Annotated in this window: 10 protein-coding genes; all 10 read left to right on the top strand. The window is 64.5% G+C overall.

The window, feature by feature from the left end:
* Nucleotides 1-1,576 precede the first annotated feature (1,576 nt).
* The 10 genes from AC1A0G_RS09430 to AC1A0G_RS09385 all read left to right on the top strand — a co-directional run bounded on the left by AC1A0G_RS09430 (nt 1,577) and on the right by AC1A0G_RS09385 (nt 16,378).
* Nucleotides 1,577-3,283 carry an ABC transporter substrate-binding protein gene (locus AC1A0G_RS09430; protein ID WP_476529210.1) on the top strand — a complete coding sequence of 569 codons (1,707 nt, stop codon included), beginning with the start codon at nt 1,577-1,579 and terminating at the stop codon, nt 3,281-3,283.
* Between the two features lie 31 nt (nt 3,284-3,314).
* Nucleotides 3,315-4,304 carry an ABC transporter permease gene (locus AC1A0G_RS09425; RefSeq protein WP_476529208.1) on the top strand — a complete coding sequence of 330 codons (990 nt, stop codon included), beginning with the start codon at nt 3,315-3,317 and terminating at the stop codon, nt 4,302-4,304.
* Nucleotides 4,305-4,331: 27 nt separating this feature from the next.
* On the top strand, nt 4,332-5,345 hold the full coding sequence (locus AC1A0G_RS09420; RefSeq protein WP_476529206.1) for an ABC transporter permease: 1,014 nt from the start codon (nt 4,332-4,334) through the stop codon (nt 5,343-5,345).
* On the top strand, nt 5,342-6,340 hold the full coding sequence (locus AC1A0G_RS09415) for an ABC transporter ATP-binding protein (RefSeq protein ID WP_476529204.1): 999 nt from the start codon (nt 5,342-5,344) through the stop codon (nt 6,338-6,340). The genes AC1A0G_RS09420 and AC1A0G_RS09415 overlap by 4 nt, the downstream gene beginning before the upstream one ends.
* A 6-nt stretch (nt 6,341-6,346) precedes the next feature.
* On the top strand, nt 6,347-7,174 hold the full coding sequence (locus tag AC1A0G_RS09410; RefSeq protein ID WP_476529203.1) for an ABC transporter ATP-binding protein: 828 nt from the start codon (nt 6,347-6,349) through the stop codon (nt 7,172-7,174).
* A 196-nt stretch (nt 7,175-7,370) separates the two neighbouring features.
* Nucleotides 7,371-10,118 carry a glycoside hydrolase family 2 protein gene (locus AC1A0G_RS09405; RefSeq protein WP_476529201.1) on the top strand — a complete coding sequence of 916 codons (2,748 nt, stop codon included), beginning with the start codon at nt 7,371-7,373 and terminating at the stop codon, nt 10,116-10,118.
* A gap of 142 nt (nt 10,119-10,260) precedes the next feature.
* Nucleotides 10,261-11,313, top strand: a complete 1,053-nt coding sequence (locus AC1A0G_RS09400; protein WP_476529199.1) for a LacI family DNA-binding transcriptional regulator — start codon at nt 10,261-10,263, stop codon at nt 11,311-11,313.
* A gap of 101 nt (nt 11,314-11,414) precedes the next feature.
* Nucleotides 11,415-12,443: a LacI family DNA-binding transcriptional regulator gene (locus tag AC1A0G_RS09395; protein ID WP_476529197.1), complete on the top strand. Its 1,029-nt coding sequence runs from the start codon at nt 11,415-11,417 to the stop codon at nt 12,441-12,443.
* Nucleotides 12,444-12,656: 213 nt separating this feature from the next.
* Nucleotides 12,657-14,939 carry an alpha-galactosidase gene (locus tag AC1A0G_RS09390; RefSeq protein ID WP_476529195.1) on the top strand — a complete coding sequence of 761 codons (2,283 nt, stop codon included), beginning with the start codon at nt 12,657-12,659 and terminating at the stop codon, nt 14,937-14,939.
* A gap of 245 nt (nt 14,940-15,184) precedes the next feature.
* A complete protein-coding gene (locus AC1A0G_RS09385) occupies nt 15,185-16,378 on the top strand; it encodes a glycosyl hydrolase (RefSeq protein ID WP_476529194.1) in 1,194 nt (397 codons plus the stop codon).
* Nucleotides 16,379-16,526 lie beyond the last annotated feature (148 nt).

Genomic DNA, 16,526 nt, shown 5'->3' with positions numbered 1-16,526 from the left:
CTCCAGAAGCCTGAGCGCCCTCGCCTGGAACTCCTTCGTATAACGAGTCTTTCCGGTCATGTTCCTAGTCTCCCATCAATGAGATAAAACACGGAACAAAAACCAGGTCACATCAGTGGGTTGCCCCGCTGGATGGGTCTGTGCGGGACGATGCGCGGAACTCATCCGGGAACCGCCCCGCTGGAGGCATGCTTTGCGGGGCGATGTGCGGATAAGTTCCGGGACATGCCTCGCTGAGTGGCCTTTTGCGGGGCGGTCTGGTGGAGGTGCGTGCGGGTCGCTTCACTGATGTGGTGTTTTGCGGTGTGGTGTGCGGATGGGTTCCGTGACCGGCCTTGCTGAGCGGCCTTTTGGCGGGGTGAATCGCAGGTTGAACCTGTGGTTTGCCCCGCTGTGTTGTTGTTACGGGGCGCTTTGAGAGGCGCTCAGGTGGTTTGCCCGGTTGAGGGCTCTCCTGCGGGGTGACACATAGATGATGTCCGTGTTCTGCCCTGCTAGCACCGTTTCTTGCGGGGCGGCTTGGTGGAGAGGCTCGCGGGTCGCCTCTCTGATGTGGTGTTTTGCGGTGCGGTGTGCGGATGGGTTCCGTGACCGGCCTTGCTGAGTGGCCTTTTGGCGGGGTGAATCGCAGGTTGAACCTGTGGTTTGCCCCGCTGTGTTGTTGTTACGGGGCGCTTTGAGAGGTGCTCAGGTGGCTTGCTCCGTTGTAGCTATTCTTGCCTAACGGTTTTTGGGGCGCCTGTGGTCTGACTCGGCGCGTCGCTTGTTGCGAAGTGAGCTGTGGGCGTCATTGTGTGGTTTTCTCTGTTTGAGGCTATTTTTCGCGGGGCGATGTATGGATTGGGGCCGCGAATTGCCTCGATAGTACTACCTTTTGTGGGGCGGTTTGCGGATTTCATCCGTGATCTGCCCTGCTGGGGGCTCTCCTGCGGGGCGGTGCACGGGTGATGTCCGCGTTCTGCCCCGCTAACACTGTTTCTTGCGGGGCGACTTGGCGAAGGTCTCCGCGATATGACTCGCTGATGCGGTTCTTTGCGGGGCGATTTGGTGAGAGCATCCGTGGGTTGCCCCGTTAATACTGTCCTTTGCGGGGTGATTTGCGGATGGGCTCCGTGGCCGGCCTCGCTGGTATTGCCTTTGCGGGGCGGTTTGGCGGAGGTGTTCGCGAGACGCTTCGCCGGTGTGGTGCTTTGCGGGGCGCATCGCAGATTGGGCCTGTGGTTTGCCTCGCTGATGCCGTGTTTTTATGGGGTGACGCGTGGGATTCGTTGGGGGGAGTTGCTTCGCTGGTGACTGGTTGTGCTGGGGGATGTGCGGGTTGGGTTAGCGGTTTGGGCGGATGCGAGGTTTAGGGGGGCGTGAGCAAATGGGGGCGGCTAACGGCACGACACGCCGAGATGAGTGAACTTAACCGGTTGAGTAAAGCTGTGTTATAGTGGCATTACTCAACCGGTTAAGTTGATTGATGGTATCCAACGAAGACAGTGCGGATGCCGATTGGTGGACGACGGACCGATGGAGCTGCCGGCGCGGACGCCGGCGTCGGAACAAATCAAATCAATCGAAAGGATTGACGATGACGTCGAATGTGAGGAAGACCCTGCGACGAGCGATCGCCGCGGTGGCCGCAATCGCCTCCCTGATGTCCGTCGCGGCGTGCGGCAGTGGGTCGTCGAGCACCGCCGCTGACGGAACCGTGGTCAGTATCTTCAACGGATCGACCGGCACGTTCAACGAGAACTTCAACCCGTTCTCTCCCACGGCGCTCAGCCCAACGCTGGGCGTGATCTACGAAACGCTCTACTGGTACAACCTCGCCTCCGACGAGGACCCGAAACCGATGCTCGCCACCGGCTACGAGTGGAACAAGGACGGCTCCGAAATGACCGTCACCACCCGCAAGGGCGTCAAGTGGCAGGACGGCGAGCCGTTCTCCGCCCGCGACGTCGCCTTCACCTTCAACCTGATCCACAACACCCCGGCGCTCAACACCAACGGCACCGCCGCCACCGCCGAGGTCATCGACGACAACCACGTCAGGATCATCTTCGACAAGGGCAAGAATCCGGCGAAATTCAAGGGCGCCTACATGCAGGAGGGCGGCATCCTCGGCGGCCAGGCCATCGTGCCCGAGCACATCTGGAAGAACGTCAAGGACCCGATGAACTACACCAACTCGAACCCGATCGGCACCGGTTCGTTCAAACTCAGCAAGTTCACCAACCAGTCCTTCAGCTTCGACGCGTTCAAGGACTATTGGGGCGGCTCGCCCAAGATCGACGGCGTGCGCTACATCGCCCTCAACGACGCCTCCGCCGCCACCAGCACGCTCATGGCCGGCCAGGTCGACTGGATGAGCGCGTACATCCCCAGCTACAAGATGCTGCTCGAGAACTACCCGCGCATCGCCGCGGTGAACACGCCGCGACTGACCACCGTCGTCATGACCTGCTCCAACGCGGCCGCCGGCTGCAAGGGACCGCAGACCGACACCGCCGTGCGACAGGCCATCTACTACGGCATGAACCGCACCCAGCTCAACAAGCTCGCCGGCGCAGGCTCCGGCGCGATCGGATCGCCGACCATGCTCATGCCCGACCGTGACGAGAAGTGGATCGCCGACAGCGACCTCAAGTACACGCCCGAGACCGCCAATGCCGAGAAGGCCAAGCAGATCCTCGAAGCCGCCGGCTGGAAGATGGGCAAGGACGGCTACCGCTACAAGAACGGCGAGAAGCTGAGCATGACGATCCAGACCGTCGCCGGCTGGTCCGATTACATCCTGATCAACGACACGCTGAAGCAGCAGCTCAAGCCGCTCGGCATCGAGATCGTCTCCACGCAGATGGCGTGGAACCAGTGGAACGACAACGAGCAAAAGGGCAACTACCAGCTCTCCCTCGACTCGCTCGGCCTGGGCGTCACCTCCGACCCGTACTACACGTACAACCCGCGCTACCACTCCGAGCAGATGGTCAAGGTCGGCGAGACGTCCGGCGGCCAGAACTACGCGCGCTACTCGAACCAGAAGGTCGACGACGCGATCGAGGCCGCGGCGGCCACCGAGGACGAGAACGAGCGCAAGGCGCAGTACGCGATCGTCCAGCAGGAGATCGCCAACGACGTGCCGTACATCCCGGTCTACATCAACTCGATGCTCACCGAGTTCAACACCGACAAGGTGACCGGCTGGCCCACCGAAGACGACATGTACGCGCTGCCCGCCGCATGGAAGGCGTGGGACATGGGCATCATCCTGCAGCATCTCGAACCGAAGCAGTGAACCGGTTCAGCGACACAGCAAAGGAACATCCATGAAATACGTCCTGAGAAAACTGGGCTTCTACGCCATCGCCCTGTGGGCGGCCCTCACGCTCAACTTCTTCCTGCCGCGCATCATGCCCGGCAACCCCGTCGACCAGCTCATCTCCAAGCTCGCGCAGAAGGGCCAGGTCACCCCGGCCACCCGCCACGCGATCGAACTCATGCTCGGCTCCGACTCGTCCGTGCCGCTGTGGAGGCAGTATCTCAACTACTTCGGCAACATCTTCCGCGGCGACCTCGGCGTATCCGTCACGTACTTCCCGAACTCGGTGGCGTCCGTGATCGGCAGCACCCTGCCGTGGACCGTCGGCCTCGTCGGCATCTCCACGATCCTCGCGTTCCTCATCGGCACGCTGCTCGGCACGATCGCCGGCTGGAAGCGTGGCTCGTGGATCGACAACCTGATCCCCGTGACCACGCTGCTGCAGTCGATTCCGTACTTCTGGCTCGCGCTGATCCTGCTGTACTTCTTCGGACTGAAGAACCCGATCTTCCCGCTGTTCGGCGGCTACGACGTGTGGAGCGTCACGCCCGGCTGGAACTGGGCGTTCATCGGCTCGGTCATCCAGTACGGCACGCTGCCGGCGATCACGATCGTGCTCTCGTCGGTCGGCGGATGGATGCTCGGCATGCGCAACATGATGGTCGCCACGTTGTCCGAGGACTACATCCTGACCGCCGAGGCGAAGGGCCTGTCTCGCGGCCGGATCATGACCTCGTATGCTGCCCGCAACGCGATCCTGCCGTCCATCTCCGGCTTCGCGATCTCGCTCGGCTTCGTCGTGGCCGGCTCGATCGTCGCCGAATCCGTGTTCTCCTACCCGGGCATCGGCTTCGCGCTGCTGACCGCCGTGCAGAACAACGACTACGCGCTCATGCAGGGCATCTTCATGATCATCACGGTCTCCGTGCTCGGCGCCAACCTGTTCATGGACCTGATCTACGGCTTCATCGACCCGCGCACCCGCGCCCAAGGCTGAGTCGGGCTCGAGAAAGGACTGATCGAAATGACTACCGCAACCCGTACCGCACACGCGCCGCGCAAACCGCGCAAGTCGCGCGCCGACTCCATGCTCCCGCCGATGACGCCGAAACTGGCCGTCGGCCTGACGATCGTCATCGTCATCGCCACGTTCGCGATCTTCGTGCCGTTCTTCGTCGACGATCCGAACAAGGTCAGTGACATCGGTCTGACCGCGCCGAGCGCGCAGCACTGGCTCGGCACCACGCAGACCGGCCAGGACGTGTTCGCCCAGCTCGCCTACGCCTGCCGCGGATCACTGTTCATCGGTCTGACCGTCGGCGTGCTCGCCGTCGCACTCTCCAGCTTCTTCGGCATCCTCGGCGCCTACGTGGGCGGCGCGACCGACGAGGCGTTCTCGCTGCTAAGCAACGTGATGCTCGTCATCCCCGGCCTGCCGCTCATGATCGTCATCGCCAGCTACATGCCGAACAAGTCGAGCGTGCTCGTCGCCGGCGTGCTCGCCCTGACCTCGTGGGCCGGCCCGTCGCGAGTCCTGCGCGGATTCACGATGTCGGTGCGCTCGCGAGACTACGTGCTCGCCGCCCGCGTGGCCGGTGAAAAGCCGTGGCGCATCCTGTTCGTCGAGATCTTCCCGAACCTGATCCCGCTGCTCGCCTCGCAGGCCATGGGCGCGATCATCGCCGCCATCCTCGGCGAGGCCGGTCTGAGCTACCTCGGCCTGGGCGCGACCGACTCGTACACGTGGGGCACGATGCTCTACTACGCGCAGAACGGCATGGCGCTGATTCTCGGCGCGTGGTGGTGGTTCATCCCGCCGGGACTGTGCATCGCCCTGTTCGGCGCGGCGCTCGCGCTGATCAACTTCTCGGTCGACGAGATCGTCAACCCGAAGCTCAAGGCCGCCACCCGCAGCCAGATCAAGAAATGGAAGCTCGAGGAGAAGGCCGGCAAGGCCAAGTCCGACGCCGCGTTCGTGCCGGCATCGGTCGCCGCTCCTCTTGTCGCTTCCGTCGCAGCCAAGGAGGCAGTCGCATGACCACCGCAACAGATCGCAACGCAATCGCTTCAGTGACCTCCGCGTCCGTGTCCGGCACGCCCGCGTCCGCAGCCGTCGCATCCGCACAGGTGCCGACCAACGTGCTGCCGCCCGTCTACGAAACCGACCCGGTGCTCGAAGTCGACGACTTCTGCGTCGAATACCGCGCCGAGAAAACCGTGCAGGCCGTCAAGCACGTCAACTTGAAGCTCGGCCGCGGCGAGGTCCTCGGCCTGGCCGGCGAATCCGGCTGCGGCAAATCCACGCTCGCATACGGCATTAACCGCTTGCTCAAGCCGCCGGCGGTCATCACGTCCGGCCGCGTGGTCTTCAACTCGCGCGAAGGCTACCCGATCGATGTGCGCGCGCTCGAAGGCGACGACCTGCGCATGTTCCGCTGGGAGAAGATCTCGATGGTCTTCCAGGGCGCGATGAACTCGCTCAACCCGGTCAAGAAGATCAAGGACCAGCTCGGCGACGTGTTCACCACACATCGCCCGGACATGAGCCGCAAGGAGCGTCTCGACAAATGCGGCGAGCTGCTCGAGCGCGTCGGCGTGGACCGCAACCGTCTCAACGCCTACCCGCACGAGCTGTCCGGCGGCATGCGCCAGCGCGTCATGATCGCGATGGCGATGGCGCTCGACCCGCAGGTCATGATCATGGACGAGCCGACCACCGCGCTCGACGTGGTCGTGCAGCGCGAGATCCTGCGCGAGATCACCAGGCTGAAGGACGAATTCGGCTTCGCGGTCATCTTCATCACGCACGATCTGCCGCTGCTGCTCGAGATCTCCGACCGTATCGCCGTGATGCGCAAGGGCGAGATCATCGAAATGAACGACGCGATGAGCCTGTACACCAACCCGCAGCAGGAATACACGGCCAAACTGTTGTCCAGCTTCCCGTCGCTGACCGGCGAGCGCGGCGACTTCATCCGAACCGGTTCAGAAGATCTGGCGGAAGGCAGCTCGCCGTTCGCCACCAAGGAGTGAATCATCATGACCACGCTTGAATTGAGGGACGTCACCAAGCAGTTCGACCTGCGCGCGGGGCTGAAGACTACGAAGTTCACGGCCGTCAGCCACGCGAGCTTCACGCTCGAGTCGGGCAAGACCGTCGCGCTGGTCGGACAATCCGGTTCCGGCAAGTCGACGATCGCGAAGATGATCCTCGGTCTGGAGGTGCCGACCGAGGGCCAGATCCTGATCGACGGCAAGCCGGTGGACCACCACGGGCGCAAGGCGGACCACATCTTCCGCAAAACCGTGCAGATGGTATTCCAGGACCCGTATGCCTCGCTCAACCCGTTCCATACGGTCGAGCACCACATCGCCCGCCCGATGAAGCTGCACCACCCGGGCATGAGCAACGAGGAGGTGCATAAGCGCGTGATCGAGCTGCTCGACCGTGTGCGCCTGACGCCGGGCGAGGATTTCGCCAAGCGTCTGCCCGGCGAACTGTCCGGTGGTCAGCGCCAGCGCGTCGCGATCGCGCGTGCGCTCGCGCCCGAGCCGAGCATCCTCATCGCCGACGAGCCGGTCTCCGCGCTCGACGTGTCGATTCGTCTGGGCGTGCTCAACCTGCTGGCGCGGCTGCAGCGCGAGGAGAACCTCGGTGTGCTGTACATCACGCATGACATGGCCACGGCCCGGCATTTCTCGGACGAGATCATGGTGATGCGCACGGGTGAGATCGTGGAGCGGGGCCCGGCGGACGACGTGATTCTGCACCCGAAGAGCGAGTACACGAAGACGCTGATCGGGGCCGCGCCCGATCCGGAACGGCGTCTGCGCGAGCTGCGCGAGGCGCAGCGGACGGCCGCGTGATGCGGCTGGCTGTCTGCGCTTGACATGCGGTGTGGTGTTGCGTTGCGCGATGGCGGGCCGGCGGCGACATGCCGTCGGCCTGTTGTCTTTCCCGACGTGGCGATATAGTATTTACTTAAGCGCTTAATATGCTGATATATGGCGGTATCTGGATGGTGCAGCCATACTTTTGGAACATGAGATAAGGATGTCTGACATGACCCATACACCGAATACGTTTGCGGCGATCAGCGATGGCTGGATGGTCCGTGCTCTTAACCCGCAGGTTGCGCCGGAGTCGGTGCGTGATGCGATCTCGGCCGGTATTCCGGCGGTCGTTCCCGGCGAGGTGACGTTGGATTTGCTGCGTGCCGGGCTGATCGACGAGCCGTTCGACGGCGACAACGAGAACCGTCAGCAGTGGATCGGCGATGTCGACTGGCAGTTCGAGACGACGTTCGAATGGCATGCGGACGGCAAGGCTCGGCATGATCTCGTCGCGTACGGATTGGATACGGTCGCTACTGTAACGCTTAACGGACAGCTTGTCGGGTTCGCGCAGAACTATCACCGCTCGTACCGCTGGGACGCGCGCGGCCAGTTGCGCGAGGGCGCGAACACGCTGACGGTCACGTTCGCGTCGTCGGTGCGTGAGTCCGATCGCCGAGAGCGGGAGCTCGGCTATTACCCGCATACCGAGCATCACGCGTTCAACCAGTTGCGCAAGCCGAGCTACCAGTTCGGCTGGGATTGGGGCATCGACGTGGCGAACGCGGGCATGTGGCGCGAGATCGGCATCGATTCGTGGTCGGGCGTGCGGTTCAAAGCCGTCCGCCCGCTGGTCGACGTGCGCTCCGATGGTGCCGGCGTGCTCACGACCACGGTCGAGATCGAACGCGAGGGCAAGGGCCGCGTGATGGGTTCCGGCGACGCGCATACCGGCCAGCAGCCGGTGCCGGTCACGGTGACCATTGCCGGTCCGGGACTGACTGAAGCGGTTGAGGTGGCCGGCGAGGTCGAATACGGTCGCGACAGTGCGACGATCACCGCGGTCGTGCCGGATGCGCGGCTGTGGTGGCCGCTTGGATATGGCGGGCAGCCGTTGTACGACGTGACCGTGACGGCCGGTGCCGCCGCGTCGGCCGATGGCGGGCCGGCGGCGACGTGGACCGGTCGTGTGGGCTTCCGTACCACGCGTGTCGACACGCGTGCGGACGCGGACGGCCGTCCGTTCCAGATCTATGTCAACGAGGTGCCGGTGCACGCGCGCGGCTACAACTGGGTGCCGATCGACGCGTTCCTGTCGCGTGGCGACCGCGCGTTCTACGCGCAGCGGTTCGCGGATCTGGTCGAGTCGAACTCGAACATGATCCGCGCGTGGGGCGGCAGCATCTACGAGTCCGATGATTTCTACGATCTGGCCGACGAGCTGGGCGTCATGGTCTGGCAGGACTTCATGCTCGCATGCGCCGCGTATCCGGAGGACGCCGACACGAAGGCCGAGATCGAGGCCGAGGCGCGCGAGCACATCAACCGCCTGAGCCCGCACCCGAGCCTGATCGTGTGGAACGGGTCGAACGAGAACTACGTGGCCTACGCGGAGTGGGGCGGGTTCAAGCAGGCGCTGCGCGACGACGACCGCCCGGCGAACGCGTACGGTTACGGCGAGAAGGGTTGGGGCGACTGGTATTACAGCGAGCTGTTCCCGAAGCTGCTTGCCGAGCTCGACCCGACGCACGTCTACCTGCCGAGCTCGCCGATGAGCTTCACCCCGTTCGTGGACGCGAACAAGTCCGGCGACGGCACCATGCACATCTGGGATGTGTGGAACCGCGTCGACTACACGAGGTACGCGGACTACACGCCGCGCTTCGCCGACGAGTTCGGCTACCAGGCGCCGCCCGCGTTCAGCACGCTCACGCGCGTCGTGCATGACGAGCCGCTCGACCCGTTCGGCAGGCAGATGCTCGTGCACCAGAAGGCGGCCGGCGGCAACGTCAAGCTCGCGCGCGGCATGCGCGGCCACCTCACCCCGGGCCGCATCGACGACGTGAGCTACGGCGGCGTGGTCAACGGCAAGCCGTCCGACGGCGAGCACAGCTGGCTCATCCCCACCGACCGGTGGGCGTCGATCGAGGACTGGCACTGGGCGTGCCAGCTCCAGCAGGCGCAGGCGATCCGCTTCGGCGTGGAGCACATGCGTTCGCTCGAACCGGTCAACGCGGGCGCGCTGATCTGGCAGCTCAACGACGACTGGCCGGTCGTCTCGTGGGCGGCCGTCGACTACTACGGGCACCGCAAGCCCCTGTGGCATGCGTCGCGCGACTTCTTCGCGCCGCGTTTCGCCACGATCCAGCCTCGCTCGGACGAACGATACCGCGCCGAGCATAGCTGGGAGGGCGTGCCGGTCGCGCCCGACCATCTCGAACTGGTCGTGCTCAACGACACGCAAGAGGCGTGGAGCGGCACGTGGACCGTGCGCCGCGTGACGCTCGACGGCCGGACGTTGGCCGAGCAGTCGTTCGACGTGACGCTCGACGCGACCGGTCACGTCAGCCTGCCGATCGCGGCCGACGTCGCCACGTTCGGCGACACGGCAAACGAACTGCTGATCGCGGAACCTGTCGCGGCCGACGGCGTGGACGGTCCCGCGTTCACTCGCGTGATCCACAACCCGGCCGAGGTCATCGACCAGAAGCTCGACCCGACGCCGTTCGACGCGAGCGTTGCCCGGTCCGCCGCCAACGATGGCTACGACCTGACCGTCACCGCGCGATCCTACGTTCGCGATCTGTTCTGCATGGTCGACAAGGTCGACCAGGACGCGCGCATCGACGGCGGCATGGCCAGCCTGCTGCCCGGCGAATCGGTGACCTGGCACATCACGACCGGCGCCGGCGTGACCGATCCGGCCGCGTTCACCGCGCCGAACGTGCTACGCTGCGCCAACGACCTCAAGCGCTGAGCTAGCGATGCCGGGTGTGATGTAAGCCGCTTCGCCGCGTCACAACCCGGCGCAACGTATATGACGCCCCGATCGGTTTTACGGTATCGGCGATACCATGAATCCGACCGGGGCGTACCCATATTCCAGGAGGTTGCACGCGATGACGATGCCGAGACCCACCATCACCATCATGGATGTGGCCAGAGCCGCGGGCGTCTCGAAAAGCGCGGTGTCGTATGCGCTCAACGGCAAACCCGGTGTTTCACGTGAAACGCGTGACAACGTGATTCGCATCGCGCGGTCGATGGGGTGGCAACCCAACGACGCCGCCAAAACGCTGTCGAAATCGCAGGCGATGTCGGTCGGCATGGTGCTGTTGCTGGAGGACGAGGAAAGCCTTGGCGCCGGCAGCTTTCTGATGGAATTGCTCGCGGGCCTGAGCGCCGAGCTGGGCGAACGCGGATATTCGGTCACGCTGCGCATGACCACGCATGGGGCGCAGGCCGCATGCCGAATCTACGAGGAATGGATCGGGTCACGCGCCGTGGACGCCAGCGTGGTGCTGGACGTATCCGAACATGATCCCCGCTTGGCTTTGTTCCGGGACAATCCCGGCGACAAGGCGCTGTTCCTCGCGCCGGAGTCGGTCACCGGCGGATTGCCGACGCTGTACAGCGCCGATGAGGATGGCATGCGGCAGATCGTGACCTACCTGCACGACGAGGGGCACCGTCGCATCGCCCGCATCGCCGGTCCCGAGGAATACGCGCATACGCGTGATCGAGATCATGCATTCGAAACGGTGTGCGGCGAGTTCGGGTTAAGCGGCGTATGCCTGCATGGCAAATATCTCAGTGAGGTCGGCAGGGAGTGCTGCGAACGATTGCTGGACGATGACGAGCCTCCCACTGCGATCGTATGCGACGCCGATACGACGGCGCTCGCCGCGATGGCGGTGGCGACCGAGCGGGGAGTGCGCGTGCCGGACGACCTGTCGATCATCGCGTGGGAAGACACTCCGGCCGGCAGATTCGCCGATCCCAACATGACAGCGCTGCACCGTGACGTGGTCGCCGTGGGGCGCACGGCCGGTGACATGGTCCTGCGTCTGCTTGACGGAGAATCGGTGGGGATCGAGCCGGAACCGCCGTATCGGTTGGTTGTGCGGGGGAGCAGTGGGCCGTGCCGCAATGATGACCGGGTGAGTAACTGAAGCGCTTATGTTGTTGAAAACATTAGTGTTTCGGTTGTGTCCTTGTCGATGCGTCTGCTAGGATGAGGCCATCAGGACGATTTCAGCAAGGTAGTTGGACTATGGCCAGTCAAAAGAAAATCACGATCACGGATGTCGCCAAGGCGGCCGGCGTCTCGAACAGCGCGGTATCGTACGCGCTCAACGGCAAGCCCGGCGTCTCGGAGGAAACCCGCGACAAAGTGCTGAAAATCGCTGACAGCCTGGGCTGGAAGCCCAACGGCGCCGCACAGGCGCTCGCCCGCGCCACCACACGCCGCATCGGCCTGATCCTCGCCTACGATCCCAAGCTGTTCGGCGTCGAATCCTACATGATGGAACTCATCGCCGGCCTCGGCTCCGAACTGGAACCGCGCAACTACGCCCTGCTGATCCGACTGGCCAACAGTCAGGACGCACAGCTCGCCATCATCCGCGACTGGATCGCCACCGGCAGCGCAGACGCGATGCTCACGTTGAACCTTGAACTCGGCGATCCACGAGTGGCGTTGCTCAAGCAGCACCCCGAGATGCCGGCGCTGGTGCTGGGTTCTCCGACGGTCTGCGGCGGACTGCCCGCGTTGTGGAGCGACGATGCCGGGGCCGCCCGCACGGTCATGCAGTATCTGTACCAGCTCGGCCACCGTCGCATCGCACGAATCGCAGGAACTGAAACGCTTGGGCACACGTTCATCCGCGACCATGCCTTCGGCGAGGCCGCCACGGAATTCGGCATACAGTATCGCTGTCTGCACGCCGATTACACGCCCGAAAGCGGTGCGGACGCGACGCGACGGCTGCTGGGTTTGGACGAAGACCGGCCGACCGCGATCGTCTACGACAACGACGTTATGGCCGTATCCGGCCTTGATGTCGCCGCAGAAGCCGGCATCAGCGTGCCGGACGATCTGTCGATCGTCTCGTGGGACGATTCATACGTGTGCACCGCCGTGCATCCGAACCTCACCGCCATGAGCCGTGACGTGGTCGCCGCGGGCCGGCAGGCGGCGAGGATGCTGTTGCGCATGATCGCGGAGGAGTCCGTCGCCAGCGAACAGGAGGAACCGTACCGGCTGTGCGTGCGCGGCACCACGGCTCCGGCTAGGAACTGACATATCGGAGAGCGGCGGGAAGCGTCGGCGGCGAATCCGGTGATGGCGACGATGTGTTCCTGATGCCGGCTGCAATACGTTGCCGGCATCGTCGCGTCTCGCGATCTTAAGCGGTTAACCTGGCTTGTAGCCTGCAAGCATCCGGGATGGCCGTCTGCATAACTGTTGTACCAAACCAATACTCAATCCACATCCAAACCTAAGGAGACAACGATGTTCGATCAGGGACCTCACGCGGTGCTGCGTGGCGGCGGCGTATGCGTGATCCTCAAAACGCCGGCCGACGACATGCCGCAGGTCGAATACTGGGGCCGCGACTTCGTCGCAGAGACGGACGACTGCGGCTGCGTGATCGGCAACGGCAGTTGCGCCGGCTGCGCGACGGCCGGGACGCCGGACTGCCCGCTGAACGAATCCGCGCTGCTCGCGCTCGACGCGATGACGCTCAAGGACACGCCGCCGAACAAGCCGGATGCGGCATGGCGTCCGTCGCTGATCCCGCAAGGCGCGGAAGGCTGGGCCGGACGCGCCGGACTGGAAGCCAGCCGTGGCGGCCGTCCGGTGTACGCCCGCTGGACGTCCATCAGCAACTCAACCGATTCATCATCGATCAGCGTCACCGCGGAAGACAACGTCAACGGTCTGCGACTGACCGCGACGCTGCGCATCACCGATTCCGGTCTGGTCATCGCGCGGCACACGATCACCAATATCGCCGATCCGACCGCATCGTCGACTGCAACGCGCGCCGTCGCGAACGCCGCCGAACCACTCGCCGTCAACTGGCTCGACGCGACCCTGCCCATGCCCAAGCGCGTCGATACGCTCACCCAGTTCACCGGTCGCTGGCCGCTCGAAAAGCAGCCCTCAACCGCTTCACTGCCCGTCGGTTCAGTCACGCGAGATTGCCGTCGCGGCAAAACCGGCCACGACTCCCCGTGGATGTTCATCGCTTCGGTCGGCACGCCGCGCTCGCAATCCGGCGACATCTGGGCGTGCCATCTCGCCTGGAGCGGCAACCAGACGTACCGAATCGACAACCTGCCGGCACATGAACCGGTTCTGGGCGCGGGCGAACTGCTCGGGCCGGGCGAGATCCGCCTTCAGCCCGGCGAATCGTACACCACGCCGGAAGTCTGCTTCTCCTACTCCGAGCGCGGCTTCGACGGTATCGCGGACCGGTTCCACGGCTGGCTGCGCTCGCTGCCGGGGCATGTGAACCCGGCCGCCAAGCCGCGCCCGTTCACGCTCAACACGTGGGAGGCCGTGTATTTCAACCACGATGAGGCCACGCTCAAGCGTCTGGCCGATCGTGCCGCCGAAGTCGGCGTGGAACGGTTCGTGCTCGACGACGGTTGGTTCCACGAGCGTCGCGACGACACGCGCGGCCTGGGCGACTGGGTGGTCGACCCGGAGGTCTGGCCGGGCGGACTCGACGGACTGGCGGAGCATGTGCACGGCCTCGGCATGGAGTTCGGCCTGTGGTTCGAGCCGGAGATGGTCAACCTCGACTCCGATCTGGCGCGCGAGCATCCGGACTGGATTCTCGCCGCACCTGAAGCGGTTCCGTGCCGCGAGGACCTGTCGTACCGCACGCAGTACGTGCTCGACCTCGCCAATCCGAACGCGTACGCGCATGTGCGCGACCAGATGGCTGCGCTGGTCGAGCGGCTCGGCGTGGACTACATCAAGTGGGACCACAACCGCGAGGTCACCGAACCGATGCACGACGGCCGTTTCGGTCTGCACGAGCACACCGAAGCGTGCTACCGCCTGTTCGACGAACTGAAGTCGCGCTTCCCGGGACTCGAGATCGAAAGCTGCTCGTCCGGCGGCGCACGCACCGACGCCGGCATCCTGCAGCACGCCGACCGCATCTGGGCATCCGACTCCAACGATCCGCGCGACCGCGTCGACATCCAACGCTGGACCGAACTCATCGTGCCGCCCGAAATGATCGGCGCGCACGTCGGTCCGTCGCCGGCCCATTCCACGGCCCGCGCCACCGATCTGAGCTATCGTGCGGCGATCTCCTTAACCGGTTGCTCCGGCTTCGAATGGAACATCCTCGAATGTTCCGACGATCAGATCGCCGTGCTCAAGTCGTTCGTCGCACTGTACAAGGAACTGCGCGGCGTGCTGCACACCGGCCGCGTCATGCACGCCGATCTCAAGGACCCGTCGCTGCGGGCGCGAGGCGTGGTGAACGCCGACCGCACGCGGGCCGTGTGGGTCGTCGCCACCACCGACAACATCCGCGACTGGCTGGCCGAACGGCTCTACGTCACCGGACTCGACCCGGCGCGCACCTATCGTGTGCGGCTGCGCCGCGAGATCGGCGAATCGCACTGGGGATGGGTGACGCCGCAGTGGCTCACCGCCGCACAGCAGCCGTCCGGATTCGTCGCGCCCGGCCGACTGCTCGCCAACATCGGCCTGCAACTGCCCAACCTGTGGCCGATGCAGGCGATCGTCCTCGACATCGAAGCGATCTGACCGTCGGACTTCGACAACTGGACCGTCGACGTCTTCGGTTGACGTCGTAAGCGGTTCAGCCAAACCATCGCAACAACCGAATCATGGCATCCGGCCGCACGCCGGATGCCATCCCCTCCCGGCGTCAGCGCCTCCCGAATGTGGTTGATCGCAAGCCCGTTCCGGTTCACCGAACCTCATCTCAACCGCGCGACGCACGTTCGACCAGTGAATCATCGTCAACCATCCAACGAAAGAGCACATCCATGACCAACCAGACCACGTCCGCCCCGGTATCTTCCGCGGCACCAGCCACAACCCCGACTCCGGTCGACCCGCACCTTAATCCGCGCACCCGCGCACTGTTCGACGCGCTGCACGCGCACGCCGGCGAATTCGCCATGTTCGGCCATCAGGACGACACGTTCTGCCATCACGTCGCCGACGTCGACTCCGACATCCTCGCCGTAACCGGTTCATATCCGGCCGTCTGCGGTTTCGACATGGGCCGCATCGAACTCGGCTGGGACGCGAACATCGACCACATCCCGTTCGCCGACATCCGCCGCGAGATGCGCCGTGCCTACGATCTCGGCGCGATCGTCACCCTGAGCTGGCATTCGGTCAACCCGATCACCGAAGGCGGCTACGGCGACAACATGGCCGACGGAACCGTTTCAGCCGTACTGCCGGGCGGCAACCTGCACGCCAAGTATCTCGGGTGGCTGGATGCGGTCGCCGACTTCCTCACTTCGGTGCGTGACGACGACGGCAACCCGATCCCGATCGTGTTCCGTCCGTACCACGAGCACACCGGCGACTGGTTCTGGTGGGCGCCCGGCTCGCCCGCGCTGCCGACCGACACCGCGCCGGAACAATACGCGGCGTTGTGGCGCATGACCGTCGAGCATCTGCGCGACGAACGCGGCGTGCACAACGTGCTGTACGTGTACTCGCCCGACCGCAGCCGCATCGACATGACCGACGACGCGACGCTGGAAGCCGGCTATCTGTACGGCTATCCGGGCGACGACTGCGTGGACGTGCTCGGCCTCGACGATTACTGGGACATCGATCAGCCGTTGGATGGACCGGATGCCGCCGATCCGACCGAACGGCATGACAAGCTTGTCCGCATCCTCACCTGTGCGGGTCGACTGGCCGGCGAACGCGGCAAGATCGCCGTCGCGACCGAAACCGGCTCGCCCCGCGATTTCGCGGCCGCCTTCGGTGACGATCCGGACACGCCGTGGACCACGTTCATGCTCAGCGCGGCCGTTGCGAACGAGTGCACCCGGCGTGTGATGTGGTATCTGCCGTGGCGCAATTCCGCCGAGGCGGCCGGCAGCGGCGCGTACGGCACGCCCGCGCCGGATTCGCAGTACGCCGAGGACTTCAAGCGGTTCGTGCGCGACGACTTCATTCGGCTTGCCGACACGCTGCCCGATATGTACGCGTGAGCTGTTGCGGCTGTTGCGGCTGTTGCGGTGGATCGCGGGGCTCGTGGTGTGCCGCTGTGATTTGTGGCAGCCGTAACGCTGTTGCGCATCATTCGTTGCAAATCGTTGCGAACGGTGGCATATTGTTGCCAAACACAAGGGGGGAATC

This window comes from Bifidobacterium sp. LH_230 (assembly GCF_056357555.1).
Note: the sequence above shows the minus strand (reverse complement) of the source record. Positions and strands in the feature narration are given on the sequence as shown.

Bases quoted from the DNA above. Each gene is read 5' to 3' on its own strand.
- AC1A0G_RS09430 (WP_476529210.1), top strand. From the start codon at position 1,577: ATGACGTCGAATGTGAGGAAGACCCTGCGACGAGCGATCGCCGCGGTG.
- AC1A0G_RS09425 (WP_476529208.1), top strand. From the start codon at position 3,315: ATGAAATACGTCCTGAGAAAACTGGGCTTCTACGCCATCGCCCTGTGG.
- AC1A0G_RS09420 (WP_476529206.1), top strand. From the start codon at position 4,332: ATGACTACCGCAACCCGTACCGCACACGCGCCGCGCAAACCGCGCAAG.
- AC1A0G_RS09415 (WP_476529204.1), top strand. From the start codon at position 5,342: ATGACCACCGCAACAGATCGCAACGCAATCGCTTCAGTGACCTCCGCG.
- AC1A0G_RS09410 (WP_476529203.1), top strand. From the start codon at position 6,347: ATGACCACGCTTGAATTGAGGGACGTCACCAAGCAGTTCGACCTGCGC.
- AC1A0G_RS09405 (WP_476529201.1), top strand. From the start codon at position 7,371: ATGACCCATACACCGAATACGTTTGCGGCGATCAGCGATGGCTGGATG.
- AC1A0G_RS09400 (WP_476529199.1), top strand. From the start codon at position 10,261: ATGACGATGCCGAGACCCACCATCACCATCATGGATGTGGCCAGAGCC.
- AC1A0G_RS09395 (WP_476529197.1), top strand. From the start codon at position 11,415: ATGGCCAGTCAAAAGAAAATCACGATCACGGATGTCGCCAAGGCGGCC.
- AC1A0G_RS09390 (WP_476529195.1), top strand. From the start codon at position 12,657: ATGTTCGATCAGGGACCTCACGCGGTGCTGCGTGGCGGCGGCGTATGC.
- AC1A0G_RS09385 (WP_476529194.1), top strand. From the start codon at position 15,185: ATGACCAACCAGACCACGTCCGCCCCGGTATCTTCCGCGGCACCAGCC.